This is a genomic window from Vibrio mediterranei (assembly GCF_900088415.1).
Lineage (GTDB): Bacteria > Pseudomonadota > Gammaproteobacteria > Enterobacterales > Vibrionaceae > Vibrio > Vibrio mediterranei.
This window is the reverse complement of the sequence record NZ_FLLQ01000001.1, coordinates 439,481-463,916: the sequence shown is the minus strand read 5'-3', so window position 1 is coordinate 463,916 and position 24,436 is coordinate 439,481. Positions and strand designations below refer to the sequence as shown.

At 41.7% G+C, this 24,436-nt stretch carries 36 protein-coding genes; 35 read left to right on the top strand and 1 reads right to left on the bottom strand.

Annotated elements, in window-relative coordinates; genetic code table 11:
* Positions 1 to 62: 62 nt before the first annotated feature.
* The 34 genes from VME0621_RS02125 to VME0621_RS01960 all read left to right on the top strand — a co-directional run bounded on the left by VME0621_RS02125 (position 63) and on the right by VME0621_RS01960 (position 23,422).
* Complete coding sequence (locus tag VME0621_RS02125) at positions 63 to 854, top strand: PhzF family phenazine biosynthesis protein (RefSeq protein ID WP_174522829.1); 792 nt, start codon at positions 63 to 65, stop codon at positions 852 to 854.
* A 616-nt stretch (positions 855 to 1,470) separates the two neighbouring features.
* A complete protein-coding gene (locus VME0621_RS02120; protein ID WP_062459076.1) occupies positions 1,471 to 3,408 on the top strand; it encodes an AAA family ATPase in 1,938 nt (645 codons plus the stop codon).
* A 234-nt stretch (positions 3,409 to 3,642) separates the two neighbouring features.
* Positions 3,643 to 4,461 (top strand): HipA family kinase, encoded by an 819-nt coding sequence (locus VME0621_RS02115; protein WP_062459072.1) that lies wholly within the window; start codon positions 3,643 to 3,645, stop codon positions 4,459 to 4,461.
* The gene (locus VME0621_RS02110) at positions 4,462 to 5,325 is read left to right on the top strand and encodes a hypothetical protein (RefSeq protein WP_062459069.1); all 864 of its coding nucleotides are present in this window, start codon (positions 4,462 to 4,464) and stop codon (positions 5,323 to 5,325) included.
* A 111-nt stretch (positions 5,326 to 5,436) separates the two neighbouring features.
* Positions 5,437 to 6,054, top strand: a complete 618-nt coding sequence (locus VME0621_RS02105) for a nucleotidyltransferase domain-containing protein (RefSeq protein WP_062459066.1) — start codon at positions 5,437 to 5,439, stop codon at positions 6,052 to 6,054.
* An 85-nt stretch (positions 6,055 to 6,139) separates the two neighbouring features.
* On the top strand, positions 6,140 to 6,544 hold the full coding sequence (locus tag VME0621_RS02100; protein WP_062459063.1) for a bleomycin resistance protein: 405 nt from the start codon (positions 6,140 to 6,142) through the stop codon (positions 6,542 to 6,544).
* Positions 6,545 to 6,669: 125 nt separating this feature from the next.
* On the top strand, positions 6,670 to 7,086 hold the full coding sequence (locus VME0621_RS02095; protein ID WP_062459060.1) for a GFA family protein: 417 nt from the start codon (positions 6,670 to 6,672) through the stop codon (positions 7,084 to 7,086).
* A gap of 80 nt (positions 7,087 to 7,166) precedes the next feature.
* Entirely contained in the window at positions 7,167 to 7,487 is a 321-nt protein-coding gene (locus VME0621_RS02090; RefSeq protein WP_062459058.1) for a DUF4144 family protein, read from the top strand.
* Positions 7,488 to 7,573: 86 nt separating this feature from the next.
* The gene (locus VME0621_RS02085) at positions 7,574 to 8,311 is read left to right on the top strand and encodes an SDR family NAD(P)-dependent oxidoreductase (protein WP_062459056.1); all 738 of its coding nucleotides are present in this window, start codon (positions 7,574 to 7,576) and stop codon (positions 8,309 to 8,311) included.
* A 141-nt stretch (positions 8,312 to 8,452) separates the two neighbouring features.
* A complete protein-coding gene (locus VME0621_RS02080; RefSeq protein ID WP_006073496.1) occupies positions 8,453 to 8,863 on the top strand; it encodes a GNAT family N-acetyltransferase in 411 nt (136 codons plus the stop codon).
* Positions 8,864 to 9,008: 145 nt separating this feature from the next.
* Positions 9,009 to 9,275 carry a hypothetical protein gene (locus tag VME0621_RS02075; RefSeq protein WP_062459054.1) on the top strand — a complete coding sequence of 89 codons (267 nt, stop codon included), beginning with the start codon at positions 9,009 to 9,011 and terminating at the stop codon, positions 9,273 to 9,275.
* Positions 9,276 to 9,325: 50 nt separating this feature from the next.
* The gene (locus tag VME0621_RS02070) at positions 9,326 to 9,811 is read left to right on the top strand and encodes a P-loop nucleotide/nucleoside kinase family protein (protein ID WP_082795514.1); all 486 of its coding nucleotides are present in this window, start codon (positions 9,326 to 9,328) and stop codon (positions 9,809 to 9,811) included.
* Positions 9,812 to 9,886: 75 nt separating this feature from the next.
* Positions 9,887 to 10,240, top strand: coding sequence for a VOC family protein (locus VME0621_RS02065; RefSeq protein ID WP_062459051.1), 354 nt, complete (start codon positions 9,887 to 9,889; stop codon positions 10,238 to 10,240).
* Between the two features lie 68 nt (positions 10,241 to 10,308).
* Positions 10,309 to 10,773, top strand: a complete 465-nt coding sequence (locus tag VME0621_RS02060; RefSeq protein ID WP_062459048.1) for an acyltransferase — start codon at positions 10,309 to 10,311, stop codon at positions 10,771 to 10,773.
* A gap of 146 nt (positions 10,774 to 10,919) precedes the next feature.
* Positions 10,920 to 11,357, top strand: coding sequence for a GNAT family N-acetyltransferase (locus VME0621_RS02055; protein ID WP_062459045.1), 438 nt, complete (start codon positions 10,920 to 10,922; stop codon positions 11,355 to 11,357).
* Between the two features lie 35 nt (positions 11,358 to 11,392).
* On the top strand, positions 11,393 to 12,166 hold the full coding sequence (locus VME0621_RS02050; protein ID WP_062459042.1) for a hypothetical protein: 774 nt from the start codon (positions 11,393 to 11,395) through the stop codon (positions 12,164 to 12,166).
* Positions 12,167 to 12,171: 5 nt separating this feature from the next.
* Positions 12,172 to 12,948 carry a carbon-nitrogen hydrolase family protein gene (locus VME0621_RS02045; RefSeq protein WP_062459039.1) on the top strand — a complete coding sequence of 259 codons (777 nt, stop codon included), beginning with the start codon at positions 12,172 to 12,174 and terminating at the stop codon, positions 12,946 to 12,948.
* A gap of 37 nt (positions 12,949 to 12,985) precedes the next feature.
* Entirely contained in the window at positions 12,986 to 13,486 is a 501-nt protein-coding gene (locus VME0621_RS02040; protein WP_062459036.1) for an opioid growth factor receptor-related protein, read from the top strand.
* Positions 13,487 to 13,494: 8 nt separating this feature from the next.
* Positions 13,495 to 13,731 carry a hypothetical protein gene (locus VME0621_RS02035; protein ID WP_062459033.1) on the top strand — a complete coding sequence of 79 codons (237 nt, stop codon included), beginning with the start codon at positions 13,495 to 13,497 and terminating at the stop codon, positions 13,729 to 13,731.
* A 38-nt stretch (positions 13,732 to 13,769) separates the two neighbouring features.
* Complete coding sequence (locus VME0621_RS02030) at positions 13,770 to 14,300, top strand: GNAT family N-acetyltransferase (RefSeq protein ID WP_062459030.1); 531 nt, start codon at positions 13,770 to 13,772, stop codon at positions 14,298 to 14,300.
* Positions 14,301 to 14,330: 30 nt separating this feature from the next.
* The gene (locus tag VME0621_RS02025; protein ID WP_062459028.1) at positions 14,331 to 14,927 is read left to right on the top strand and encodes a DJ-1/PfpI family protein; all 597 of its coding nucleotides are present in this window, start codon (positions 14,331 to 14,333) and stop codon (positions 14,925 to 14,927) included.
* A gap of 157 nt (positions 14,928 to 15,084) precedes the next feature.
* Positions 15,085 to 15,771, top strand: coding sequence for a hypothetical protein (locus tag VME0621_RS02020; protein WP_062459025.1), 687 nt, complete (start codon positions 15,085 to 15,087; stop codon positions 15,769 to 15,771).
* 92 nt (positions 15,772 to 15,863) lie between these two features.
* Positions 15,864 to 16,388: a GNAT family N-acetyltransferase gene (locus VME0621_RS02015; RefSeq protein ID WP_062459022.1), complete on the top strand. Its 525-nt coding sequence runs from the start codon at positions 15,864 to 15,866 to the stop codon at positions 16,386 to 16,388.
* Between the two features lie 33 nt (positions 16,389 to 16,421).
* Positions 16,422 to 16,886, top strand: coding sequence for an OsmC family protein (locus tag VME0621_RS02010; RefSeq protein WP_062459019.1), 465 nt, complete (start codon positions 16,422 to 16,424; stop codon positions 16,884 to 16,886).
* Positions 16,887 to 16,998: 112 nt separating this feature from the next.
* Entirely contained in the window at positions 16,999 to 17,781 is a 783-nt protein-coding gene (locus tag VME0621_RS02005; RefSeq protein WP_062459016.1) for a carbon-nitrogen hydrolase family protein, read from the top strand.
* A gap of 43 nt (positions 17,782 to 17,824) precedes the next feature.
* Positions 17,825 to 18,202, top strand: a complete 378-nt coding sequence (locus VME0621_RS02000; RefSeq protein WP_062459013.1) for a DUF805 domain-containing protein — start codon at positions 17,825 to 17,827, stop codon at positions 18,200 to 18,202.
* Positions 18,203 to 18,279: 77 nt separating this feature from the next.
* Positions 18,280 to 18,861 carry an O-methyltransferase gene (locus VME0621_RS01995; protein ID WP_062459010.1) on the top strand — a complete coding sequence of 194 codons (582 nt, stop codon included), beginning with the start codon at positions 18,280 to 18,282 and terminating at the stop codon, positions 18,859 to 18,861.
* A gap of 111 nt (positions 18,862 to 18,972) precedes the next feature.
* A complete protein-coding gene (locus tag VME0621_RS01990; RefSeq protein ID WP_062459007.1) occupies positions 18,973 to 19,422 on the top strand; it encodes a GNAT family N-acetyltransferase in 450 nt (149 codons plus the stop codon).
* A gap of 14 nt (positions 19,423 to 19,436) precedes the next feature.
* Complete coding sequence (locus tag VME0621_RS26760; protein WP_174522828.1) at positions 19,437 to 19,655, top strand: N-acetyltransferase; 219 nt, start codon at positions 19,437 to 19,439, stop codon at positions 19,653 to 19,655.
* Between the two features lie 166 nt (positions 19,656 to 19,821).
* A complete protein-coding gene (locus tag VME0621_RS01980) occupies positions 19,822 to 21,078 on the top strand; it encodes an Nramp family divalent metal transporter (protein ID WP_062459336.1) in 1,257 nt (418 codons plus the stop codon).
* Between the two features lie 243 nt (positions 21,079 to 21,321).
* A complete protein-coding gene (locus tag VME0621_RS01975) occupies positions 21,322 to 21,837 on the top strand; it encodes a 2-thiouracil desulfurase family protein (RefSeq protein ID WP_062459004.1) in 516 nt (171 codons plus the stop codon).
* A complete protein-coding gene (locus VME0621_RS01970) occupies positions 21,830 to 22,663 on the top strand; it encodes a DUF3626 domain-containing protein (protein WP_062459001.1) in 834 nt (277 codons plus the stop codon). The genes VME0621_RS01975 and VME0621_RS01970 overlap by 8 nt, the downstream gene beginning before the upstream one ends.
* Before the next feature lie 47 nt (positions 22,664 to 22,710).
* Positions 22,711 to 23,175: a GNAT family N-acetyltransferase gene (locus VME0621_RS01965; protein WP_006073450.1), complete on the top strand. Its 465-nt coding sequence runs from the start codon at positions 22,711 to 22,713 to the stop codon at positions 23,173 to 23,175.
* 28 nt (positions 23,176 to 23,203) lie between these two features.
* The gene (locus VME0621_RS01960) at positions 23,204 to 23,422 is read left to right on the top strand and encodes a DUF7661 family protein (protein ID WP_062458998.1); all 219 of its coding nucleotides are present in this window, start codon (positions 23,204 to 23,206) and stop codon (positions 23,420 to 23,422) included.
* 77 nt (positions 23,423 to 23,499) lie between these two features.
* Here the strand turns inward: VME0621_RS01960 and VME0621_RS01955 are convergent, their stop codons facing one another.
* Positions 23,500 to 23,730: a PAS factor family protein gene (locus VME0621_RS01955; protein ID WP_062458995.1), complete on the bottom strand. Its 231-nt coding sequence runs from the start codon at positions 23,728 to 23,730 to the stop codon at positions 23,500 to 23,502.
* A 296-nt stretch (positions 23,731 to 24,026) separates the two neighbouring features.
* On the opposite strand from VME0621_RS01955, the gene VME0621_RS01950 reads away from it, so the two are divergent.
* On the top strand, positions 24,027 to 24,275 hold the full coding sequence (locus VME0621_RS01950) for a DUF3297 family protein (protein WP_006074773.1): 249 nt from the start codon (positions 24,027 to 24,029) through the stop codon (positions 24,273 to 24,275).
* Positions 24,276 to 24,436 lie beyond the last annotated feature (161 nt).

Below are 24,436 nucleotides of genomic sequence, written 5' to 3'. Positions count from 1 at the left end.
GTTGAAATTGGCGTATTGGCAGCCGCTTAAGCAGGCGTTATAAAGCAAATGGAGTTCATACATTGGAAATGGATATTTTCGTAGTTGATGCTTTTACAGATCAACAGTTTAAAGGTAACTCAGCAGCAGTCGTTCCAATCGAGGATTGGCTTCCTGACGAGCTAATGCAAAATATAGCAGTGGAAAACAACTTGTCTGAAACAGCCTACATAAAAAATGTCGGTACTAATCAGTATGAAATTCGTTGGTTTTCCCCGCTGACTGAAATTGATTTCTGCGGCCATGCAACTTTAGCATCTGCGTATGTATTGTTTAATGAGTTCGGTGTTGAAAATCAAATTGAGTTCATCACAAAAAAAGTCGGTAACTTAAATGTCATCCTCAATGCGCAGAATGAAATCGAAATGACTTTCCCCAACCAGAAACCAGAGGTGGTTTCCACAGTACCGGCAGAGTTACTGAATGGACTATCTGACGAACCAATGGAGGTTCTCAAAAACAGACAAGCCTACTTTGCTGTCTTTTCGAGTGAGCAAGAAGTTTTAGATGTCACTTATGTCTCAGAACACTTGAAACAGCTTGCACCTTTAGATGTAGTGGTAACGGCTAAATCTGATAAGTATGATTTCGTATCTCGTTACTTTTGGCCAGCAAACGGTGGTGATGAAGACCCTGTTACAGGTTCTATTCACTCTGGTTTGGCTCCATATTGGGCTGATAAATTGGATAAAGTCGATTTAGTTGCCTACCAAGCGTCGAGAAGAGGTGGTGTACTCAAGTGCCGAGTTTCAGGCGGGACTGTTGTTCTTTCAGGAAAAGGCGTTCTTTATCTAAAGGGTAAAATTAACGTTTAGTGGGAACCTACTTTATAACAAACGCTTCAAGCGGACTCGTAACGCGTGGCAATTTTGGTTTCAATTTAGGCTTTAGTGTTTACGGTGGTAATTTCAGCTTCGGTGGAGCGTCACTCACCACTTAAGCGGGCGTTAGCTTTCTCGGTTAAGTTCATTGGAGTAGGGGTTCATCGTCCCAACTTTACACCTGCTCGTCAGTGCCAAATCGCAAAACCGCGCGTGCTGTTTCTTTTGCTTGGAAAGAGCGTCAATCAACTGCAAGTATGGTGCACTTGGCAGTCAACTTCAGCGCAAGAGCCGTGAGTTGCCTTTAAGTATCGCCATCTTTGGCTGCAAGTTAATGGAAGGTTCAATGCTTCTGCATTGGGTTCATCGGCGGCGTCGGCTTTGGAGCGTTTCTTTAAAATCTTGGTGCCAAACATTGGCTTCATCGCACGCAAAAAGCTAACAAATTGCTCAAGCAGACAGCTAACAGTTGGCGATTTTGGTTTGGTTGAGTTCAGTGATTACGTGGCTTTGCTTGAGTGTAGTGGCTGTTAGCTGCAACTTAGCAAGGCGTTATAAATTCTAATTCACATTTTGTGTTAGAAAATAGTTTAGATAAAGGTAGTTTTTTATGATTATTGGTATTCTCCTAAGGAATATAAAAACATATCAGGGTATCAATTATATACCATTAACTGATGAGGATAGATTTTGTGGATTAGTAGGTAATAATGGTATCGGAAAGAGCACAATACTCGAATCTTTAGATTGTTTTTTTAATGGTAAACAGTGGAATTATAATGTCGTAACAAAGAGAAGTGGAAAAAATGCAACTAAGCCACAAATAGTACCGATATTTGCAATAAAAAGAAGTGATTTATCTGAAGATATATTGGAAAAAGCAGAAATACTTAACCGAGTTTCTAGAAGTATATCGGAAGAGGATGTTTCTCCTTCTGTAAGGAATCATGTAAGAAGTTTTGTTGAACATAGAAGTAAGTTATTAGAAAAGAATGATTACTCTGATACTTTATTAATCCCTATTGGCGTTGACTACAAAGGTGATGTGTCAGTTTCAGTTTTTAATTGTAGGGTTTTGGTTGAGCAGTTATTAGGTGATGATTATGATTCAGCAAAGACTAATCTTGATGATAATGAATTGAAAGGATTCTACGATCTTTACTGTGAAATAAAAACATTAATCGAATATATTTATATACCAAGAGAAATTGACCCAGAAGTATTTACCAAGCTCGAAACTGATGAGATTCAAATATTGATGGGAGAAACATTAACACAAATCCTTAGTGATAGAGTTACAAGTCGTCAGATTTCTGAAATAAACGCTAGTTTAAATTCATTCTTAGATACTCTTTCATCTGAGTTACAGATTTATTCATATAGAACACCAACTGACAGGCAGCAAAATTTAAAAAGGATAGACGTATACAACCTAATAATCCAAGCCTTTTTTAATATAAGAAAGCTGCATAAAAAGCAAGGTGATGACTCTTGGCTTGAAATAAGTGCTTTAAGCTCAGGGGAAAAACAAAAAGCAATAATAGATGTTGCCCATAGCTTGTTAAGTAAGCATAGACACAGTGGATCAAACCTAATTATAGGCGTTGATGAACCTGAGTCATCTTTACATATGTCTGCTTGCTTTGAGCAATTTGACTCATTGTATGATATTAGTCGTGACTGTATGCAGGTTATTTTTTCTTCTCACTGGTATGGATTTCTTCCAACTATAGAGTCGGGAAGTGCTACGATTATTAATAAAGTCTCTAATCATCATGTATTTGATCTAATCAACCTAGCTAGTTATAGGGAACAAGTAAGACAGATGACATCAGGGTCACGTGGTCGATTACCATATGATATAAGGCTGAAGAGTGTTAATGATTTTGTGCAATCTGTAATAACAAGTACAATTGGTGATGACCCATATAATTGGGTTATATGTGAAGGTTCTTCAGAGAAAATATATCTTAATAAATATTTCGAAGATCTAATTGAAAGTAACAAATTAAGAATCGTACCAGTTGGTGGTGCGAAGGAAATAAAAAGAATTTATAATCATCTATCTACATCATACGATGATTTTAAAGATGAAATATCTGGTAAGATAATATTGATATCAGATACAGATTCACAACTTATAAACTATGAAGTTAACAATTATGATAAATTAATATGCAAAAGAATGGTAAACTGCGAATCTCAAAGAACGACTAAGTTAGTAAATATACACTCAAACCCTGTATCCCCAAAAACTGAAATAGAAGATGCTTTGAATGGGAAATTGTTTGTAGAAACTTTATCGTCATTTAAGGATGAATATCCGGAGTTATTAGGGTTTATCAATGAAGATATTGAAGTTACTCATGAGAGTACGTATTTTTCTTTAGATCTTCGAACAAGTGAGTGGCGTAATATTAATACTTTCTTTGATGCTGATAATAATAAATTTAGATTTGCTAAAAAATATTCTGAAAATATCACGGATGAATATGTTGAGCCATCTTGGATTACCGAAATTAGAAATATGATTCTACCATTAGAGTAAGCGAATTTATAACAAAGCAATCAAGGTGATGCGTTACACTCGGCGGTTTTGGTACAGAGTTCAGTGTGCTTGGCTAGTTCAGTGGGGCACACCTTATTGCAGGCGTTATGTTTATTGTCAGATCTACTTCAATCATCGAATACGAAACAATATGCAACTAAATGGGTGAGTGTTAGAATCCGGTTAGTTTGTATGGATCAGGCAGCTATATAAGTATAAAAAAGGAAAATATAAATGAGCGATATCGTGCAGATTTTATCGTTTGATAAATATATAGCTCCTCTGGAGCATACGTCTGATGGTCGAATGGCAGCAACACACCTGGCTAGTGTTAAGTGGATAGATAACAAAGCTGGTCGCTTCTATGTGAAAGTTTATCCCAAATGTCATCCTCGTGGCTTAATCAACGAAATTACTGGTTACCTTGTGGCGCATGCCTCTGGTATACCGCAACCTAAGAAAGTCGCCGTCATACAAATCCCTAAAGAAGTGATAGAAAATAATTTCAAAGGTGACTTTGAATGTTCTGGTGACTACTATTGGGGATGGGCTAGCGAAGAGTCTGGGACGACTCCCAACACATACCTGAAAATGGAAAATATGGTGGCATTTAATCAATGCATAGAGCTGTTAAAAAAGTGGAAGTCATTCCCTAATATGCTTGCGTTTGATGATTGGGTTGCAAATCAAGATAGGAACACAGGAAATATAACAGTCAAAGGATACAATGACTTTTACGTCATTGATCATGGTAATGTGCCTGTATCGGAGAAGTGGACTAAAGAGCATTTAGTGGTGGAAAGTGTGTATGAAAATAAGCTACTCGACGGGCTGTACCAAGATAACAACTACCCACTGCCTTTATCTGCGTCCTTAATTGAGTCGAGTAAAGAGCACCCAGAGGCTTTTAGAAAAGCTCACCGAGAATTAATTAAATGGTGTGACGCACTACTCGATGAAGATTGCTCATCACACCTTCAGCATTTCCTTGAAGCTCGTGCACATCTTAGCGTATCGAGAATTAAGGATAAAACGGGGCTACTGGTGGCTTAAATGAACAATCTTGAAAAGCTATTAGGACAAAATACTGAGAAAAGCCTAGTAAAAGGTGAGTGGTTTAATATCAGGTGGACACCTGACTTAGCTACTGGCGAGAAACTTAACATTGGTGTGGGTTTTGTCGAAAATGGGCGAGTTCATAGCAGGTTGTTGAGCTATTTCGAAAGAGTAAAGTGCCTGTATGGTGAACGTGGTATTTATCATGCGGAGTTGGTGACTTCAATAGTCGGTGAAAGTTTACGCCAAAATAAAAAGTCATCACCGATCCCACAAATTGCATACGATAACTCTGGTTATGCTCAAGGTTTCTCTGTTGATGAGGTTTTAACTAGTCTGTTTGAACAGACTGTTCCTTTGCAGAAAAAAATCCGAGTTCCAGGTAATACAAAGCGTTTTAACTCCGTTAACACAGATAAACTGTATACCTGCTTAGTTGATGAATTAAAAATAAAAGCTGCGTTACAATTTGAAGAGTTTGTTCCTGCTGATAGTTCAATTTTCATCGAAGATGACTTGGGATCACATGAACTTTTCGTACCGTTTCGAGACAACAAAAACCTTGTTGGAGGGCTCGCGTCGACAGTCTATTCTAACGTTCAAAGAATTGAACTTAATCTACTGAAAGCGGCTAGAGATGTTGAATCGGCGGTTAAGTTAGGTAAGGGAAATAAAGCATCCGTCTTTATATTAATGCCTGGCGATGAAGTCGAAAAGCTAAACAAAGAACAAATAATTTCAATCGAAAATACGCTTGATAAATTTGATTGGCATATGAATAAGCAAGGTATTTCCGTTGGTGGACACACCTCTGTTAGTGGCTTAGCGGACGAAATATGTTCTTGGGCTAACGTAGCATAAACATAACAAAGCATTTAACAGTGATTCGCAACGCTTGGCAGTTTCGCTTCGCTCAAGTATAGCCAAGCGCCGCTCACACCTTAATTTGGCGTTGTATACCTGGAAAACAAAATGGAAAGTACCTTAGATTTAGCGATAGAGGAAGTCATTGAGTTATATGCTCCTCATACAGTCATCCTTTATGGTTCTCACGCAAGAAATGAGGCGACTGAGACGAGCGATATAGACATCGCTTGTTTTTGGGATCGTTCAGAGGAGTATAAAGATGCTCGACTGTTTCACGGAACATTTCTTGATGTATGGGTTTATCCAACATCATTTCTTGATTCGGTTCCAGAAGAAGCTCTGCGATTTGCTGATGGAAAAGTAGTGTATGAGACCCGCGGTATAGGAGCAGATTACATAGCGCGAGTGAAGCAGAAACTTGCCAATGGTAAAGAACCAATGTCTGAAGTAGATAGGCTACATATACAGGAATGGGTTGTGAAAATGCTCGAAAGAGCGCGCGATGGAGATCTAGATGGTAACTATCGTCGAACTTGGCTCCAACATGATCTTCTGAAGATGTATTTTGACATTCGTGGCAAGTGGTATTTGGGGTCAAAGAAAAGCTTTCAATACATAAAACAAAACGACAGTGCTATTTATAGTCTTTTTGAGCAAGTTTACGAAAATCCGTTAGATATAGATCTTCTGGACAAGTTAGCTAGTAAAGTGGTTCGCATATAGCAAACAATTCATATGGAGTTATCACGCTCGTCATCTTCCACATTAATATCATCTCAGGCATCCACCAAACAAAGGAAACCTCAACATGAGAGTCGTCCCAGAACTCTATTGTCAAAGCATCAAGGACAACATCACGTTCTTTGTCGACATCCTTGGCTTTGCTATCAAGTACCAACGAGAAGAAGAGGAGTTCGTTTATTTAACGCGTGAGGGTGTTGACTTGATGCTTGAGGGAGTAGGTGGCGACTCCCGAAAATGGTTAACTGGCAACTTAGAGCATCCATTTGGACGAGGTGTTAACTTCCAATGGGATGTAAGTGACATCAACGCGTTATATTCAACAGTGCAGTCAAAAGCACCCAGTTCGATCTTTCTTCCCATGGAAAGCAAATCTTATTCAGTTGACGGTAAAACGGTCACACAAGCTCAGTTTATTGTCGAAAGTCCTGATGGCTACCTATTCCGATTCTGCGAAGATGAAAGTCAATGACAAATGCTGAGTACATTATTTAGATACTTGCCCTCAAAGCCACTTTTCAGTTAGCAAACATCCATTTAAGTGAGCCAGTCACTCGAAAAAATCACAGTCTATTTCATTAAATTAGGAGTAGTTCAATGTCTTATACAGAAGCAAGTTGCCTTTGCGGCGCGGTGACAATCAAAGCCGAAAATGTTAATCCTAACTTTACTGTGTGCCATTGCCAATCCTGCAGGAAGTGGGGCGGTGCTCCATATTTTGCGGTGAAGTGTGGCACTCAAGTGAAGATTGAAGGTGGTGATAAAGTTAAAATGTATCAGTCATCGTCTTGGGCTTCTCGTGGTTTTTGCACAGAATGTGGAACTCATCTTTTCTACAAATTTAAAGCAACCGGTGATTACAATATGTCATTAGGTCTGTTTCCTAGCGTAGAAGGGTTGGAAATGGATATGCAGTATTTTAGTGATATGCGCCCTGGGTATTATTGCTTTGCGAATGAGACCAAGGAAATGACCACTGAGGAGATCATGGCGTATTTTGCTGACGAGGTTTAGAGCACTATTGAGCGAACGCTACAATCGCGTGTCTCACTTGTTATCGTTAATGCTTATGGCATAGGTGTATAGGAACAACAATGGTTAGATGGCCGTGTATTTTCAAACTAGAGGGCGACCCAGAGCTTATGTATTTAGGCTCTGAGTCAGCGTTAGCGAGTGAATTAGAGCCTTTGATTTGGAGTAGTTCTGATCGCTTGATCGATAGTGATGGGCACAACTTCATAATTTGCCAAGCGAGCGGACGTTATACATTCGAACTGAGCGACTCTGTTTTGTCGTTATCTGAAATTACTCAACTTATTCAAGAGCACGAGTTTTCAAAGGCTAAAGTGTGTTTGACAAAAATACAGTTTGCGTCGGTGGAGCAGGCTATTCAATCGCTGTCGTTTGAGAAGTAAATGGAGTGGGGGATTCAAGCTGATAGCGACATGGGAGTTTTTAACGTTGCTACGGTCTAGAGATTCAGATTGAAAGGAGGTTAACGGTGAAAGTTGCATTGGTTACTGGTGGTTCAAAAGGAATTGGTTTGCACGTGGTTTTGAGACTTGTAAACCAAGGATATAAAGTTGTTACCTGTTCTCGCTCAAAAGAGGCTTGGAGTAGCGTGCTTGCTAAGTATCCAGAGTTAAGTAGTGTAGATTATCACTCGGTAGATATTTCTGACGAACAACAATTAAATCAACTGTTCAATTATATCTCTAACAAGTACGGTAAGCTTGACGTTGCGGTAAATAACGCTTCTCCAGCACTGGTCTCGCGCGGGCAGTTGTCTGAGGTTGATACACCGCTACTTAAAGAAACGCTTCAGGTGGACTTTTTCAGTCAAGCCCTATGCCTACGTGCTGAACTGCAACTAATGAATACTGGCGCTTCCATTGTAAACGTCAGCTCCATCAACGGTCTTAGACCTACTCCGAATGCATCTATGTACAGTGCTTCAAAGCATGCTTTAGAAGGGTTAACCCGATCCGTAGCACTGGAGAATATTGGTGCTGGTATTCGAATTAACGCTGTTGCGCCTGGTGTTACGTGGACGCCTCGCTGGGAAGAGAGACAAATAGAGTCTCCTAATGTGCGTGCTGATGTTTCTGAGGTAGTGCCTATCAAACGATTTGGGAACATTGACGAGATAGTGAATGCGATAGAGTTTTTACTGTCAGATAAAGCCAGTTATGTTGTTGGCCATACGCTGGTGGTCGATGGTGGGCTTTCGTTGACCTAGGAAGTGGATGAGTTTTAGCTGGATCTGTTGTGGTTGCCGTTGATTTAACCAGACATGGCTTTAACCACCAAAATTAGCCAACTGTTTATTTATACAGTATTGTTGTGTATTCTCCGTTTAATATGAAAGGAGTAGTACACAATGACATTACAATACGAGCAGACAGTCCCAAGTCCGAAAGAGTTTTGTGAAATGCGCGTGACCGCAGGGTTATCACCTAAATCATTAGAAGCGGCAACGATAGCACTGCCAAACAGTTTGTATGGTATTTCTGTAAGAGATGGGGCAAAACTGATTGCAATGGGTCGCGTGGTAGGCGATGGAGCATGTAACTTTGAAGTGGTAGACGTGGCGGTGGACCCTAGTTATCAGGGGCAAGGTTTAGGACGAAAAGTGATGGAATACATTGATGACTACCTAGCCAACGTTGCTATGGATGGCTCGTATGTTTCCATGATTGCTGACGAGCCTGCATTCTATGAAAAGTTAGGGTATAGGTTGGTTTCACCATCTAGCCAAGGCATGACCAAGAAATTTAAGCCAAGAGCATAGCCGTAAAACATGTGGGTAGCTTCTATTCGTTGATGTATAAGCGTTGATGCTTGTCATCATGACTCGACTCAAGATGCTCTGGTTTGCACTTCAATGGCGAAATTGCTGATATTAACAATTAGATATGTCGAGAGTGAGTGGTTATATGGAAGCACCGAAAGAAGAACTTCTAGCCTTATTAGTTAAAGAGTGTGAGCTATACACGTCTATACCTGCCAGTGAGCATCAGCAAAAGCGCGATAAAAAGTGTTTTATCGATGGAATCATGACGGCCTGCCGTGTGGTAGGTATCAGTTATCAGGAATTGAGTTCGATTATTGAGTCAATGCCAAAGCAACCGAAGTTCAAGGATTTAGACGAGGAGTTGTCGACTCCTACTTATGTTCGAAATAACGTAGATATTAAGTTGTAGAGGTTGCTGTCAGTTCCTTTTGAACTCAGCCTTTTAGAGCAGGAAAACTTATGGAAAGTACAGGGAAGTTAGTCTTCTTTTGCGGAAAAATGGGCGCGGGCAAGACAACACAATCCAAGCTAATTGCGGCTAAGCAAAGGGCGGTACTCATTTCTGAGGATGAGTGGTTAGCCGCACACTATCCCAATCAAATCCAATCGTTTGAGGACTACATCAAGTTCTCTACTCTTATTAAACCTTTTATTAAGTCACATGTTCAGAGCTTATTAACGGTGGGCGTTGATGTGGTCATGGACTTTCCTGCCAATACAGTTAGGCAGCGTTCGTGGTTTTCATCTCTATGTTCTGAAGTGCAATGTGCTCATGAGCTTTGCTATCTCGATGTGTCGGATGAGGTTTGTTTGGTTCAAATCGGCAAGCGTCGGGTTGAGCAGCCAGAAAGGGCACATTTTGACACAGAGGATGTGTTTCATCATGTGACGCAGTACTTTGAAGAACCGACGGACGATGAAGGTTTGAACATAGTGAAGGTATAAGCTGGAGCATCATTTAGCTCTGATTACTCGGCTTTATGACCGCTTAACGCTCTCTTGTTTTGGATGGAGGAAAGTATGACCCCAGTCGCGGTGTTAGTTCATGTTGAGGACGTAGATAAAGGATTAGAGTGGTACAAAAAAGCCTTTCCGAAAGCGGTGCCCATCTATCATTCGGAGTTTGATTTTACGGTGTTGGATTTAGGAGGCGTGTCATTAGAAATAGTGCAGGCTGATGAAAAAGTGGGGGCGGGCAAAAATGGCACGGTTGTATACTGGTCTGTGGGCAATCTAGCGGAATCGTTGAGTCACTTCGAAGCGTTGGGTGCTACGTTATATCGTGGTCCCATGAAAATTGAGCATGGGCTTTCAATGTGTCAACTGGAAGACCCGTTTGGTAACTTGATTGGCTTGCGTGGACCAAGCCGTTAACCCTTCTAAATCCGACCCATCCGTTTAACACCTATCTATCTTTTAAAACCAAATATTCTGGAGTACTAATGGCGAACCCAAGACTATTAAAGTCTCAAATCACCGACATTGTTTGTGGTGAAAACGTCACGATTATCGAACCTGCGAATGTCTATGGTTGTGAATTAAAAGATGAAGTATTTGTTGGCCCATTTGTTGAGATACAAAAGAACTCAGTTATCGGTGCTCGAACTAAAATCCAATCGCACAGCTTTATTTGTGAATATGTGACTATCGGTGAGGATTGCTTTGTAGGTCACGGGGTTATGTTTGCCAATGACCTTTTTAAGAGCGGTCAACCCGATCCAAACCCAGAGAGTTGGGGACGTACTGTTATTGCCGACAACGTGACGATAGGGTCAAACGCTACCGTTCTGTCGGTCAATATCTGTGAAGGGGTTGTTATCGGTGCCGGAAGTGTCGTGACAAAGGACATTACCGAGAAAGGTATTTACGCAGGGAATCCGGCTAAAAAACTACGAAGCTTGCCTTAAGTTAGAAAAGTAATTATAAACAAGGTGTTAGTGCCATTCTTCATAGTATTTTGTTTGACTGAGTAAGTTGGTGAACGACATAGCATAGAGTGGCAAGTGGTATTGAAAACGCCACACCAACCATACAGTAAAACAAAGGAATGACCATGGACGTTACTATTGGCAAGAGTCTTGAACTGATTTCAATGGGTCAAGCTATACGCTATCAAGTATTTACGCTTGAACAAAATATCCCAACAGAGTTGGACTTGGATGGGTTGGATAATGACTCATTTCACGCTCTAGTCTGGGATGGCGGTAAGCCTGTCGCGACCGCTCGTTTAACGGTGAATCAAGACGGTTCATCGACCATGGCGCGAGTGGCGGTTTCCGAGGAATATCGTGGTGATGGCGTTGCATCAAAAATAGTCCGGGCCCTAATAAAACATGCCAGCAATATCGGAGTGAGATGTATCGATATCCACGCCCACGCTTATTTAAGAAAGTACTACGAGAACTTTGGATTTGAATATATCAGAGAAGTTGAGATTGTTGGTGAGCATCAGCTTATTGAAATGAAGTACCAAATGGAACCTACCGTTTAATTACGTGGGTCGTGCAGTACAGCTTGGATAAAAAGATGAATAAAAGTGTGTTGGTAGTGGGTTCGATTGTTGTCGTCGCATCGCTATTTTACTTTGGTAAGCGAAGTGGAGAAGAATTGTCTTTGCCGGAATGTGAGCTAACTAAGGTTGCTGAAACGCCAGTGTTTTTCTTTACCGATGACTCTATTGACGAACATCGGTTACAGGAATATATCGACTATTCAAACTTAGTATTAAGCAACTCATGTGTTCCCCTTAAGCGTACCTTGGCGGGCGTCTCCAACATCGATACCGGCAAATTTAAAGGGAATGAAGTTGGGAAATTGCATCAACAGCTGTTAAAGCAAATGACACCGAATGACCATGAAAAGCTCAAACAAACCGATAGTTACTATGTGTTGGTGCTCCCGAGCAGCCACGAGTTCACAGAAGATGGGACGTTAGGGATAGCCCATGTGAACTTTAGTCGTCGATTCTTGATCTTAAGTTCAGATAGTGACGTGCATGTTTTAGAGCATGAACTTGGGCATTTGGCTTGGGCATGGCATAACGATACGCCAGATTACTGGTTGAAAGGGGGACTGCTGCCTGAGTTTCATAAACATATCAGGTCATACGCCAGAGGGGCATTGTGCGGCGATGCTGGTACCGTTATGACTTATTCTGAGAATCAACTGCCAATTTACTCATCACCAGATATTAAGTACTACGGCAAAGCATGTGGTAATGAAAATAGCGCTGACAATGCGCGTCTTATGCGCGAGTTCGCGGCCTCTTTGTTAAGCGCCGAAGCCAATTTCAAGGAGTAGACACTGTGAAGTTTGCATTATTACAGTTCCCAATTAGTGCTCAATCATCTGAAAACCATGAACAAATCAAGCGTGCTATCTTCGAAGCCAAGCGCGATGGTGCAGATGTGTTAGTCACTCAAGAATGCGCCTTGTCTGGTTATCCACCAATTGAAATTGGTGCTGTTGCCGATATTGATTTTGAACTTCAAGACGCTGCGTTTAATCAGATTGTAGATTTGGTTAAACACACGCAGATAACTGTTTTCTTGGGGCTTATTCGCAAGTTTGGAGATAAAGCGGCGAACTCGGTTGCGATCATCCAACCCTCAGGTGAGGTGTTTTACTACGACAAAAGAGCCCTGTGGGGTTGGGATGCGGAGAATTTTGAAGTAGGGAATGACTTCAATGGTGTTGTCGATATTCAGGGTATTAAGGTTGGTGTTCGAATCTGTTATGAAATTCGATTCCCTGAGTACTTTAGAGAACTCTATAGAGAACAGGTCGATGTCGCTATCGTGAGCTTATGTGATGTCCAACAAGAGTTTGATGCCAATCGTTATTCAATTATTAAATCGCATCTTGTGACTCGGGCGATTGAAAATGCGTTTACAGTGATATCGGTTAACTCGACAACCTTTGAGCAAACCGCTCCGACGGCAGTTATCGATAAACAGGGTAATCTTGTTGTTGAAGCAGAGCGAAACAAGAAATCTATCACCTATTTCGACTATGAAAAGACGGAACATGGCTTTGGTGCCAAAGGCTGTGTCACATACTCAAATAAGCTATTAGGTTTATAGCTAAAAATACAACAATAACTATTGTCAGGGTGAATAAATGAGTGAGATTGCTCGTTTTATATCTGGAGAAAGTCCAGATAAATTTGGTCGCTATATTGATGAGCTATTGGCTTATAACCATTTTTGGTTGGAGCATGACCATAAGTATATTCAGGTGTTCTTCCCAATCGACGAGGGCACCAAGTTTAATCAGCATGCTCCTTTAGTAACACAGAAAGATAGAGACTTGTTTGCCAATTCAGAAGCACTTCGAGTTGCTCATTTGAAGATACTTGATGTCATGTTGGATTTTTGGGGAATGCAGAGAAATGGATTTGAAATCACCTCTGTCTTGCCGCTGAGTGGGAAGAATCACGTTTGGTTAAAAAGCCACGATCATAATCAATTGAGACTAACACGAGCGATTCGCAGTCTGTATTTACTGGGCAATGAACAGGTTGCAATAAACCTATCTGAGTTTCTCGTTACTGCAGCTAATGAAGACGGCACTGTGTCGGATAAAACGATCCAATATTGGCGTAATGCCTTGGAGGGCTAGAACAACTAATGAGCCAGTACAGTACGGAGAAGATGAAGGCGTTCTGTTGTAATTGCAAGGCGTTAACACAACATAAATACACCTCTTTTGGAACAGAGGGTAAACACCCAAAGAACGAAGCTACGGGCTTTTTCTCTGGGTTATTTGCAGCGATATTAACGTCGTTGATGGATGGAGAGGCGACAGGGGATTATAAATGCCAGGTCTGTGGAACCTACCTTCATACCCCTGACCATTTAGATTAATTGGCGCTATTGCGTGATGAAGTTAAGGAGTAATGCCTATGGAATCAGACAGAATAAAACTCGTTCCTCCTTCATTGGAGTACCAGCCTCAAATGTTGGCGGCAATCCAAGCGAGTAAAGCGGAGCTTGGAGAATATCTTCCTTGGGTACCATACGCTTTGACCCAAGAAGAATCGGTGGAGACTACCAAACAAGCGATGGCAGATTTTGAAAACTTCGAAAATGAACTGCGCTTTTCAATCATTGATAAAGAGACCGATACGTTGGTAGGCGCCGTGGGGCTGATCATTCGTGATAAGGCGGTGCCATTTTTCGAAATTGGTTATTGGCTGAATACATCAAGCGTAGGCTGCGGTTATGTAACTGAGGCGGTAGAGCTTGTGGAGCAGTATGCCTTTGAATCATTAGAGGCGAACCGGGTGATTATCAGAGCTGCTGAAACGAACGCAAAAAGTCGTTCAGTTGCTGAGCGTTGCGGCTATCACTTAGAGGGTATTGCGCTCAATGAACGTCGATTGCCAAACGGTGAGCTATGTAACACCGTGATTTACTCAAAAATCAGTTTATAGAAAGCGGTGGTTGTTTAGGAGCAGGGTTATATGGATATAGCAATACTAACGTTTGATGGATTTAACGAACTGGACTCTTTTATTGCCTCGGCAATTTTGAATCGAATGAAACCGCACGGATGGAATGTTCAGATAACGTGTCCGACGGATGTGGTGACATCAATGAATGGTGTAGAGGTGGTAGCGCAGCAGCCGTTAGAGTTTGCAAATCAAGCCGATGCCGTGTTGTTTGGCAGCGGTATGTTGACGCGACAAATTGCGACGGACCAAACCATTCTGTCACGGCTTTCTCTTGACCCTAACAGGCAAATCATTGGTGCACAGTGTTCCGGTACGCTGCTTCTGGCAGCGTTAGATTTACTGAATGGAGTATCCGCTTGTACCGACCTCACCACGAAACCTTGGGTCCAAGACCTAGGAATCGAGGTGTTGGAACAACCTCTACATGCACACGGTAATGTGGCTACATCCGGTGGTTGTATGTCTTCGCAGTACTTAGCGGCTTGGGTGATCGCTAAGTTAGCCGATAGAGAACAAGCGGAGTCCGCGATTCATTACGTCGCCCCTGTAGGTGAGAAAGAAAAATCGGTCGAGCATTGCTTATCAGTGGTTGGGGCATATTTATAGCAAAACGACTTTACAACCAACGTCATTCATTGTTAGTTCCTACGTAGACACAAGACGACCTTTCCATACATATCACGCTCTTTATGGGTGTTATTCTTAATGGATAAAAATATTATCGGCCAGCACCGATAAAGCATATTCATGTAGGCAGTGTTTGATGGGCAAATCTAAACGAACCATTCCTTTATCTCTGACATTCTCATTGATTGTTGTGTTTCTTACTATATTCGCGGGAGCGAGTTTGATGGGAGAGAATCATAGAATCAATGAAGTACTCAGTGAGCGCTTTAAGAGGTTTAAGGCCGAAGATTTTTCTGCGCCTTGTTTTCCTATTTCCGTTGATTCGCATTTGGTGAGTATCGACGGAAATAGGACTTGTAACAACCAAAACTTTTTACTCTACATTAGTTTGTTGAAGCGTTTTGATTTAATGGATGGCAGCGCGTATACGCTCAAGATTAAGCGTAATAGCTTTTGGGTACCGTTTCTGTTTTCGGATGAAGTTGGCGTGAGCATTCGGCTGCAAAAAGAAGATGAGAATAACTGGTTCTCTTTTGATTGGTTGCCATTTGTCGAAAAGCCAGAAGAACACTACATCGATGGCTTGTTTGTGATGGGGCGTGATCATTGGAAATGGACAATCAACGACGTAGTGATAAACGATGCGAAACTGCAACAGATATTCACGGAGTACGAGCAAACGGTCGACTTTAATAAATACATCGAAAAAGTTGGCTCTCGCTATGAATTCAAAAATGGTGTGGTGGATAGCGAAAGTGCCAGCGATTTTGATAAGCGGTTACTGAGATTCAATCTTCAAAAAGTCACGGAGTTTTTGAAGTAATCGACTCAGCTGTCTAGAAGCGAAGGTATTATGTTTGCTATGGTTGTTGGCATAAAGATCTAACCGCTTGCAAAGATAAAGGAATCAATAACATGGAACTGGTTACGCCTTCGTTAGAACGGATGCAAGCCTTTGCGGTTTTCTACCAAGATTTTGAGCTCAACGATACGGACAATGCGGAGTATTACCGCGAAGGCGTCAGTGATTTTCCGAAATATGTTCAGCGTTTAATCGATGAAGAAAAGGGTGTCAATTTACGCCAAGGCTATGTGCCTTGCAGTCATTTTTGGTTGCTAGATTCTGAACAGAGAATTCTAGGTGCGATTCGTGTCCGTCATCATATTAATAATGAATTTCTGTCATCAGAAGGTGGTCATATTGGTTACGACATTGCCCCTTCATATCGAGGGGTAGGCTATGGAAAGCATATGCTCAAACTTATTTTACCTAAAGCGAATGCCTTAGGCATAGAACGAGCCTTGGTGACCGCAGATGAAGATAACGTCGCTTCAAGACGCGTTATTGAATCCAATGGCGGTGAGTTAGAAAATATCGTCATGGGGGAGGTGTTTCCTAACCCAATTGCGAGATATTGGGTTGAATGCATTCAAGGTTAGTTTAATTATCGCCATTGCTATCAGGAGGGTGAAATGTCAGAGCATTACGCACAGGTAAGTTGGAAGCGAAAACAAGACGAAGTATTTAGCGATAATAACTACAGCCGTGGTCATGTATGGAACTTTGATGGTGGTTTGACGGTGCCTGCATCACCTTCACCTCATGTGGTGCCATTGCCTCTCTCCATAGAAGAAAACATTGATCCAGAGGAAGCCTATATTGCTGCTTTATCGAGTTGCCATATGCTGGTTTTCTTATCGATTGCTGCAAAACGAAAATATGTTATCGACAGTTACATCGATAAAGCTGTTGGAATACTTGCAGAGAATGAAGTAGGAAGAATGGCAGTCACCAAAGTCATTTTGCGCCCGGATGTGGTGTTCTCTGGAGAGCGCGTACCTACCCGAGAACAGCTTGAAAAAATGCACCATTTGTCGCATGAAAACTGCTTTATCGCCAATTCGGTAAAGACTGAAATTGTGACCGAAATTAGTTAAGGATTAGTGTCGTCCGATTGAGTCCTGACAATACCCGACAAAACCACTATACAATTCATTGAATAGCTATCGTATGTTAGATCAAGTTTAACAAGGACAAGGCTATTCAGTGATGAAGATCTCTATTGTTCAAACCGATGTGGTCTATAAAGACAAACATCAGAATCTACTTCAAGTCGCTCAACTTCTCTCAGAAACTCAAGAGGTTGGGGATGTCATCTTGCTGCCAGAATTGTTCTCTACTGGCTATATTTTCGACTCGCCTCAGGATATCCATGAGCTGTGTGAGGAGTATCAACACAGTCCCACCATTGAAACGTTACAGCAACTGGCTGCGACTTATCAATCAGTCATCGTTGCTGGCATTGCAGAGCATCATGAGGGGTGTTTCTACAATAGCGTTGCAGTTATAGATAGCGCTGGCCTACAGCACCGCTATAGAAAAATCAGCCAAACCAATATCGACAAACAGTACTTCTCTCGCGGTGATTCATTGCTGACGTTTGAATACCAAGGTTATGTTTTCGGAGTCGCCATTTGCTTTGACTTGTGGTTTCCGGAAATTACTCGTGAATACGCGATATCCAATGTCGATGTTTTGTTGCATCCAGCTAACTTTGGTGGCGAGCAGAGCCTACTTCTCTCTCGCACCAAAGCGATTGAAAACCACTGTTATGTAGCGACATGTAATCGAGTCGGTACAGATAAAACCCAGAATATCGTTGGCGAATATTGTGGTAATAGTCAAGTGATATCGCCCAGTGGTGAAATTTTGGCGCAGCTGAAATCTGTAGCTGCTGTTGAAACTATCGAACTGAGTAAGATCGAGACCAAGAAAGTGATTGGTGTGGATCTGATAAGTGAGATTGGGCAGATAGAAAAGCAGCTTAAGTAAAGTCTGTTCTTTAATGAGATAACAAACAAAAGGTAAGTGGTCTATGAATTGGTTTCTAAGTGTTTTAAAACGGCCTGTTGATTTTAAAGGTCGCGCCAGGCGGAAAGAGTATTGGTACTTCTTTTTATACAGTCTGATATTAACGATCATTCTGTCAGTGATAGATAATGCACTTGGCTGGTACAACTCTGCGGAAGAAATCGGGATTTTGAGTGGGGTGTTCACGCTGTTGATTTTGTTGCCGAGCTTAGCTGTCACCGCACGTCGTTTGCACGATACCGGTCGCTCTGGCTGGTGGATGTTGCTGTATATCATTCCAATAATCGGTTTTTTAATACTACTGTACTTCTTGGTGTTGGATAGCAAACCAGAGTCCAATCAGTATGGTAGTAACCCGAAGGCATACGAGATTAACGGATAATCGTTTTTGCTCAGGTCTGGAGTTCAGATCTGAGCTGGTCTTGTTTAATTAGCGCCACATTACAATGAAGCTGAAGTATGAATACTAAGACGCAACAGGTTTTAGAGCGATTGGAGCGGTTAGGCAATGACAACGATCGTCTGCAGTCAGAGCGAGCGAAAAAGTATCTCAACATCACAAAAGATACCGGTGAGTTTCTCTCTGTGCTGGTTAAAGCCACGAACGCACAGCGTATCTTAGAAATTGGCACCTCAAATGGATACTCAACGATTTGGTTAGCCTTATCAATCCCGAACACTGCAATGGTGCACACCATTGAAGTCAACCCTCTCAAGATAGAAGAGGCCCGTGACAACTTCGAACAAGCTCAAGTTTTGCAGAATATTACCCAATGGTCGGGCGATGTTTGTGAGGTTCTAAAGCAAACACCCGAACAGGTTGACTTTATTTTTCTCGATGCAGACAGAAGCGATTATTTGTCTATTGCTGAGCCTCTGTTCTCACGCCTAAAATCTGGTGGATTGCTTGTGTGTGACAATGCCATATCTCATGCTTCGGAGCTAGAAGCGTTTGTCGCCTGGGTAAAGAGCCAGAGTAACTTAACTACGTCATTGGTTCCTGTTGGGAAGGGGGAGTTGCTGGTTTATAAAGATAAATAACCCTCCCAACTAGTGCCGCGCTAAAGCTCAAAATTCGTCATTAACTTATTGAAAAAACGACCCAAATTAACGAGTATATTCACTGTTTTCTATTCAGTCGGATATTTATCAATGAACATAGAGCTGAGAACCATCACGCGTGACAACTTCTATGCTATTTGTCAGCTTGAAGTCGCCCCTCATCAAACTTCACATATCGATAGCAATGCTATCTCTCTAGCGGAAGCGAATTTTATGACGTTTCCGTGGTATAGAGCTATCTATGTCAAAGAACAACCCATTGGCTTTATTCTGGTTAACGTAGACTCTCAATCCAATAGTCTCTCGCTGTGGCGATTTATGCTAGATAAAAACTATCAAAAGCAAGGCTTCGGTAGGCAAGCTATCGCTTTGCTTTATCAGGAGTTGAGACAAGAGTTTGGAACAATAGATTTGTTTACGAGTGTCGTTCGTGATGAAAAAGGGCCTAAGCGCTTTTACCTAAGCTGTGGTTTTGTTGAGACTGGCAACTTAGTGGAAGGGCGAGAGATCGAGTTGGTGTTTTCTTTAGATTCGGACTGAAACAATACTGATTAGTGAAGTGTGTTTTCACTGAGGAAGTGATTATCAACCAAGAGTTGCTATGGTTGATGGTGAAGGCAATTATCAAAGCAATTGAAGAGCTTAAACCTAAAGCGATACACATAGGCTACTGTGATGAGAATAAGGTAGCCCAACAATTCTATCAAAAACTTGGTTTTAAAGAATACGGACGATTTGATTGGGGAGATATAGCTGCAAGCATCGTTTACTGATCGTGATGGTTAAAGTCGCATCTGTTTTTTTTGATAGGTAATATATATTGATTGTTGGTAATTGAGTGGTGAAAACTTAGTTGTCATTTTTATGCACAAAGATGCGATTGATTATCATTTGCGTGCGAGTATCATTTCTCTCATAGACGAAAGAGGAATGATACTTATGAACGGCGCATCCATATACGCAGATGCTAATGCGGCACAAAAAGCATCATCATTTGCCAAAATAAAACGTAAGTTACTGATGTTAGGCCCAGCGTTTATTGCAGCGATTGGCTACATCGACCCAGGTAACTTCGCGACAAATATTGAATCAGGATCTTCATTTGGTTACCAACTACTTTGGGTAGTGCTTTGGGCGAACTTAATGGCGATGTTGATTCAGTACTTGTCTGCCAAGCTAGGTATTGTTACAGGTAAAAACTTAGCCGAACATTTACGTGATCATCTACCTAATAAGTGGGCGATTGGATTTTACTGGATTCAAGCAGAGATCATTGCCATTGCCACTGATCTAGCCGAGTTTATCGGCGCCGCAGTCGGTTTCCAATTAGTATTTGGCATAAGCTTAATGGAAGGGGCTCTGATAACCGCCGTTGTGACAGTTATGATCCTAATGCTGCATCAAAAAGGACAAAAGCCTTTAGAAGTAGTGATAGGGTCTTTACTCATGCTCGTTGCGGTTATTTATATTGCCGAACTCTTCTTCGCTCACCCGGCAGGTGGTGAGATGATGACAGGCTTGCTTACACCTAGCTTTACTGATTCTCGTCAAATCTATCTTGCAGCAGGGATTCTGGGGGCGACGGTGATGCCTCATGTTATCTACCTTCATTCTGCTTTGTTTAAAAACAGCTATGGGGAAAGTACTAAGACTCGCCTTCGCAGTACTCGATTTGATGTATTGATCGCGATGGTTATTGCAGGATTCGTCAATATCGCCATTGTGGCGATGGCAGCAGCAGTCTTTCATTACTCTGGCAACCAACACGTCGCTGAAATTGAAACGGCTTATATGACACTAACGCCTTTAGTCGGTAAAGCAGCGTCGGTTTTATTTGGTGTTTCACTAATTGCTTCGGGTTTATCTTCTACTGTCGTTGGTACTATGGCGGGTCAAGTTGTGATGCAAGGGTTTGTTCGCTTTTCTATTCCGATGTGGTTACGTCGCTTTATTACTATGGCGCCATCGTTTGTCGTCATAGGCATGGGGATGAACACTACTGATATCCTAGTGATGAGCCAAGTTGTATTGAGCTTTGGGATCGCTCTCGCCATTATCCCATTGCTTATTTTTACCAACAGTAAACGTTTAATGGGAGAGTTCAGAAATAACAAATGGGTTTCTTATGCGGGTATGGTGATTGTAAGTTTAGTGCTCGCTTTGAACGCCTACTTGATGTTCACATTAATCGTCTAAGTGTGATTATTTCTCAATATAACGGAAGCCGAGCGGCTTCCGTTTTTGCTTTTAGATTATGCTCTTTTCAAAGCGTCTTTTCTTTATCGTATAAAAACTTGAAACCCTTAAACACACAATTGTTAGAAGTTCGACAAGATCTTGATTTACTGATTGAATATCTAACTCCAATTATTGATTATGCTTAGTACACGTCATTCAATTGATTATCACCTTGCTTTAAAGCCTATCAAGGAGAAAACGTTGGAAAAAGTCCTGATTAGTTCATGCTTGCTAGGGAACAAGGTTCGCTACAATGCGAGTGGGTTATCTATTTCTGAGCAAGATTTAGTCTGGCTCAAGTTGAATGTCGAGTTAATAGTTATGTGTCCTGAAGTCTCTGCGGGTCTTCCTACGCCGAGACCGCCAGCAGAAATTATTTTAGGACAAGGTGCCGATGTTATTGATCACAAAGCGTCTGTTGTTGGGGATGACGGTCATGAGGTGACAGCTGAATTTTTGCATGGTGCAGAGCTTGCACTTAAGAAGTGTCGTGAACAGGGTATTCGTTACGCCATACTAGCAGAGGGTAGTCCGTCATGTGGCAGCGTACAGATTTATGATGGCACATTCACAGGCGTGAAAATTCCAGGGCAAGGAGTGACTACCGCCATGTTAATTAGGGAAGGCATTAAGGTGTATAGTCAACATACTCTCGCCAATCTCAAACATGAGTTGGAAGCGTTGGAGTTGCATGAGCGGATGGAAGTTCATGGATAAAGACATCATAAGTACAGCCCTAGATAATATACGAGCTAAATCGAAGGGTAAGCCATCCTCGAATACTAGCCGCGTTACGATCAACTTCCATCCTGATAGATACACGCTTGAAGGGCAGCCTCTTTTGCTCGCCATCGCCAAAGATGGTGAGCTGAAATCCCAGTTTGAAACCAATACGAGTAACGGCGGCTTGACGGCTTTTGAAGGTGGCGACCGTTGGTTATGGGAGCAACGGGTATTTGATGGTGCTTATGACCGTGCACCTATGAATTTAAGGCCGAAGTACGGCGCGGTTAACTTCCGAAACTATGCAAACGGAGCGTCACCTAGGTTTGGGTCAGCGTTTTTTGAGTTAAAACCGCATGTGCTCGAACGAGCGACGTATTGTTACCCAGACAGTTTTTTTGAACCAGAAGATTTTGCTGTTTCAGAAACGCTGAATAACCTGATCAATATCGCAACGTCTTCTACTGCAGACTTACTTGATGACTACATTGAAGCACACATTCATGGGACACTATCGTTAAAAGATGACGTAGAGTGTTTAGTCTTAGATCCTGTTTTCCAAGCCACTATGATTGAACAATATGCGCTTGAATTGGGTATTCCCATCCAGTGGCATAACGGCTATCAACTGTCTATTGAAACAATGAATCAATACCCCGATTATCGAGGTGTGCAGTTTATCGAATTAGCGAGAGAACTAGCGCGAGATGGAATGATCGATGCAAAGTTACTTGGTTTGGCGGTAACGGAGCAGCACTTTGACGAGCAAGATATTAAGAAAATCTGGCACTACTTAGCGAGGTTTGGATATCGAGCTTAAGCCATAAAGGCGATCAAAATGTGATTGGCTATTGTTGAGAGCACGCTATGAAGATTGTAAAAGTTGATAGCTCAAATATGCAGATATACGCAAATTTATATCAGGGTTATGCGGCCGAATTTTCAAGAATCATTGATGACAAACCAGATGCTAGTGGACTGTTCGAAATCTATCCAAGAATCGAGGGCAAGGTATCAGGCTATTTACTTTATTTGGATGGAGTACTCGCGGCATTAGCTGCGATTGAAGAAAAAACACCAAAATGTTATGAAATCTGTGATTTCTATGTACTTCCTTGTTTTCGTAAGAATAAAGTCGGTAAGCAGTTTATTACTCAATTATTTATGCAACTCCAAGGTACGTGGGAAATCAAACAAGTCGCCGGAGCTGATCACGCAGTGAGTTTCTGGCGTGATGTCGTTGGTGAGTACACTTCACAAAACTATGTGGAAGATAAGTATCAAGACCACAAGTGGGGTTTGGTTACAAGGCAGTGTTTTGGCCACGTGTAAATTAACCGGGGAATAACAGGGTGATTCGATGACGCGATTAAAGTTTAATGTGTTTGGTCAAATCATGTCAGTGACACGAGAGCACGATACTTGGGTTTTGTATCGAGAATCACAAGTGGGTATTAGGGCAAAGATCTATGATGTCGTGATACCTTCTGACTTAAAGGAAGAGGATTTAGTCACCTATTTAGATGATATTTACCATGAGATGGCCAGCGTTAAATTTCCAAGGGTGTTGAAGCTGTGAACAATAAAAAGTGGGTGATGGAGTATGACTACAAACAGAGCGTTGATTCTAACATTTTGAGAATCAACGCTTATTTTTTATGAATTTAAGATTGAATCGGCAAGGTTAACGGCATTGTCGAGACGTTCTTTGTCGTCAAGTCGTCCTAGGCTAGCAGGAGCAAGTACGTTGGTATAGAGAGCAATCTGTTTGCTAAAGGGCAGTTCTAGTTGCTCATACAAATCTTGGCGGATTTGTGCATGTTGTTCCGGGGCATGATCAGCGAGACGAATTAAAGTGTCGTAAATAAGAGTTTTAGTAGTATCCATGGTTCATTATTTTGTGTGTAGCTTCGGGGGACCCCAAGTTTATCCTTTTTTGTAGCAGAATCTCTGTGATGTAGATCGATGTTGTAATTGAAATGTAAAAATATGTGCTTGGTTGCGCACCAGAGTAGGGGGAGCTTTTCCTTCCATTAAGTTGCATAGTTCGAAGAGCCATAGATTAGTGTTGCTGGTTTGCGCATTATTAGAGCAGTCGAGATTCGCTATGCCATGACTTTTCTTGAGCGCTGGCACGGTATTGACTACAATAAGCCACTTCTTAAATACACTAGGTCATAATCATGAGCGACAACAACGCAAAGCCAGCTTTACCAGATCACCTTTCAGGTAACCCACGCAGCCCACACCACGTAGCTGAGTGTTTTGAGCACCAGATTGGTATTCGCCTAAACGGTAAAGAGCGTACTGATGTTGAAGAATACTGCATCAGCGAAGGTTGGGTAAAAATCCCTTCACCAAAGGCACTGGATCGTCGCGGTCAACCTATACTAATCAAATTAAAAGGCACTGTGGAAGCGTACTACGTTTAATTCGTTAACCACGGTTGCTTGTTCAACACATAGAGGTATCGCCCGATGTCTTTATGTGTTGATATTCCACTTTCCACTTTCCACTTTCCACTCCAGATCAACTTCTGCGCTATTCCTTGTCTACCTTGACAGTTCCTTACGATCACTCAGATTAAGATATG

Excerpts from the sequence above, each read along its gene's own strand:
- VME0621_RS02120 (WP_062459076.1), top strand. The coding sequence starts at position 1,471 with ATGATTATTGGTATTCTCCTAAGGAATATAAAAACATATCAGGGTATC.
- VME0621_RS02115 (WP_062459072.1), top strand. The coding sequence starts at position 3,643 with ATGAGCGATATCGTGCAGATTTTATCGTTTGATAAATATATAGCTCCT.
- VME0621_RS02110 (WP_062459069.1), top strand. The coding sequence starts at position 4,462 with ATGAACAATCTTGAAAAGCTATTAGGACAAAATACTGAGAAAAGCCTA.
- VME0621_RS02105 (WP_062459066.1), top strand. The coding sequence starts at position 5,437 with ATGGAAAGTACCTTAGATTTAGCGATAGAGGAAGTCATTGAGTTATAT.
- VME0621_RS02100 (WP_062459063.1), top strand. The coding sequence starts at position 6,140 with ATGAGAGTCGTCCCAGAACTCTATTGTCAAAGCATCAAGGACAACATC.
- VME0621_RS02095 (WP_062459060.1), top strand. The coding sequence starts at position 6,670 with ATGTCTTATACAGAAGCAAGTTGCCTTTGCGGCGCGGTGACAATCAAA.
- VME0621_RS02090 (WP_062459058.1), top strand. The coding sequence starts at position 7,167 with ATGGTTAGATGGCCGTGTATTTTCAAACTAGAGGGCGACCCAGAGCTT.
- VME0621_RS02080 (WP_006073496.1), top strand. The coding sequence starts at position 8,453 with ATGACATTACAATACGAGCAGACAGTCCCAAGTCCGAAAGAGTTTTGT.
- VME0621_RS02075 (WP_062459054.1), top strand. The coding sequence starts at position 9,009 with ATGGAAGCACCGAAAGAAGAACTTCTAGCCTTATTAGTTAAAGAGTGT.
- VME0621_RS02070 (WP_082795514.1), top strand. The coding sequence starts at position 9,326 with ATGGAAAGTACAGGGAAGTTAGTCTTCTTTTGCGGAAAAATGGGCGCG.
- VME0621_RS02065 (WP_062459051.1), top strand. The coding sequence starts at position 9,887 with ATGACCCCAGTCGCGGTGTTAGTTCATGTTGAGGACGTAGATAAAGGA.
- VME0621_RS02060 (WP_062459048.1), top strand. The coding sequence starts at position 10,309 with ATGGCGAACCCAAGACTATTAAAGTCTCAAATCACCGACATTGTTTGT.
- VME0621_RS02055 (WP_062459045.1), top strand. The coding sequence starts at position 10,920 with ATGGACGTTACTATTGGCAAGAGTCTTGAACTGATTTCAATGGGTCAA.
- VME0621_RS02050 (WP_062459042.1), top strand. The coding sequence starts at position 11,393 with ATGAATAAAAGTGTGTTGGTAGTGGGTTCGATTGTTGTCGTCGCATCG.
- VME0621_RS02040 (WP_062459036.1), top strand. The coding sequence starts at position 12,986 with ATGAGTGAGATTGCTCGTTTTATATCTGGAGAAAGTCCAGATAAATTT.
- VME0621_RS02035 (WP_062459033.1), top strand. The coding sequence starts at position 13,495 with ATGAGCCAGTACAGTACGGAGAAGATGAAGGCGTTCTGTTGTAATTGC.
- VME0621_RS02030 (WP_062459030.1), top strand. The coding sequence starts at position 13,770 with ATGGAATCAGACAGAATAAAACTCGTTCCTCCTTCATTGGAGTACCAG.
- VME0621_RS02025 (WP_062459028.1), top strand. The coding sequence starts at position 14,331 with ATGGATATAGCAATACTAACGTTTGATGGATTTAACGAACTGGACTCT.
- VME0621_RS02020 (WP_062459025.1), top strand. The coding sequence starts at position 15,085 with ATGGGCAAATCTAAACGAACCATTCCTTTATCTCTGACATTCTCATTG.
- VME0621_RS02015 (WP_062459022.1), top strand. The coding sequence starts at position 15,864 with ATGGAACTGGTTACGCCTTCGTTAGAACGGATGCAAGCCTTTGCGGTT.
- VME0621_RS02010 (WP_062459019.1), top strand. The coding sequence starts at position 16,422 with ATGTCAGAGCATTACGCACAGGTAAGTTGGAAGCGAAAACAAGACGAA.
- VME0621_RS02005 (WP_062459016.1), top strand. The coding sequence starts at position 16,999 with ATGAAGATCTCTATTGTTCAAACCGATGTGGTCTATAAAGACAAACAT.
- VME0621_RS02000 (WP_062459013.1), top strand. The coding sequence starts at position 17,825 with ATGAATTGGTTTCTAAGTGTTTTAAAACGGCCTGTTGATTTTAAAGGT.
- VME0621_RS01995 (WP_062459010.1), top strand. The coding sequence starts at position 18,280 with ATGAATACTAAGACGCAACAGGTTTTAGAGCGATTGGAGCGGTTAGGC.
- VME0621_RS01990 (WP_062459007.1), top strand. The coding sequence starts at position 18,973 with ATGAACATAGAGCTGAGAACCATCACGCGTGACAACTTCTATGCTATT.
- VME0621_RS01980 (WP_062459336.1), top strand. The coding sequence starts at position 19,822 with ATGAACGGCGCATCCATATACGCAGATGCTAATGCGGCACAAAAAGCA.
- VME0621_RS01970 (WP_062459001.1), top strand. The coding sequence starts at position 21,830 with ATGGATAAAGACATCATAAGTACAGCCCTAGATAATATACGAGCTAAA.
- VME0621_RS01965 (WP_006073450.1), top strand. The coding sequence starts at position 22,711 with ATGAAGATTGTAAAAGTTGATAGCTCAAATATGCAGATATACGCAAAT.
- VME0621_RS01960 (WP_062458998.1), top strand. The coding sequence starts at position 23,204 with ATGACGCGATTAAAGTTTAATGTGTTTGGTCAAATCATGTCAGTGACA.
- VME0621_RS01955 (WP_062458995.1), bottom strand. The coding sequence starts at position 23,730 with ATGGATACTACTAAAACTCTTATTTACGACACTTTAATTCGTCTCGCT.
- VME0621_RS01950 (WP_006074773.1), top strand. The coding sequence starts at position 24,027 with ATGAGCGACAACAACGCAAAGCCAGCTTTACCAGATCACCTTTCAGGT.